Genomic DNA, 669 nt, shown 5'->3' on the forward strand with positions numbered 1-669 from the left:
TCGAGCGACCGATCTACGCCGGCAACGCGATTGCGATCGTGCAGAGCAGCGATGCGATCAAGGTGATCACGGTGCGCACGACGGGCTTCGATGCGGCAGCGGCCACGGGCGGCAGTGCAGCGGTCGAGGCCGTAGACGGCGTCGCCGACAGCGGCAAGTCGAGCTTCATCGGCCGCGAGGTCACCAAGAGCGAGCGCCCCGAACTGACGGCCGCCAAGATCATCGTCTCGGGCGGCCGGGCCCTRGGCAGCGCCGAGAAGTTCCAGGAAGTGATGGCGCCGCTGGCCGACAAGCTCAACGCGGGYCTSGGYGCCAGCCGCGCMGCSGTSGACGCAGGCTACGCCCCGAACGACTGGCAGGTCGGCCAGACCGGCAAGATCGTCGCGCCGCAGTTGTACATCGCCTGCGGCATCTCGGGCGCGATCCAGCATCTGGCGGGCATGAAGGACTCSAAGGTGATCGTGGCGATCAACAAGGACGAAGAAGCCCCGATCTTCAGCGTGGCCGACTACGGCCTGGTCGCCGACCTGTTCACGGCCGTGCCGGAACTSGTCAAGACGCTTTGAACAAGGCCGCAATCCCGCGTCCCACCCCTCCAGCAGGAACCATCATGAACATCAAGCTCGGGGCAATGGCCCTATTGCTCGCCGCCGCCGAACTGTCCAGCCC

At 66.7% G+C, this 669-nt stretch carries 1 protein-coding gene; it reads left to right on the forward strand.

Going from position 1 to position 669, the window contains the following annotated elements; genetic code table 11:
- A partial coding sequence (locus tag ACXJ3V_RS20305; RefSeq protein ID WP_457102164.1) for an electron transfer flavoprotein subunit alpha/FixB family protein occupies positions 1–566 on the forward strand: 566 nt, incomplete at its 5' end.
- Positions 567–669 lie beyond the last annotated feature (103 nt).

The organism is Microbacterium sp. P5_E9 (assembly GCF_054049175.1).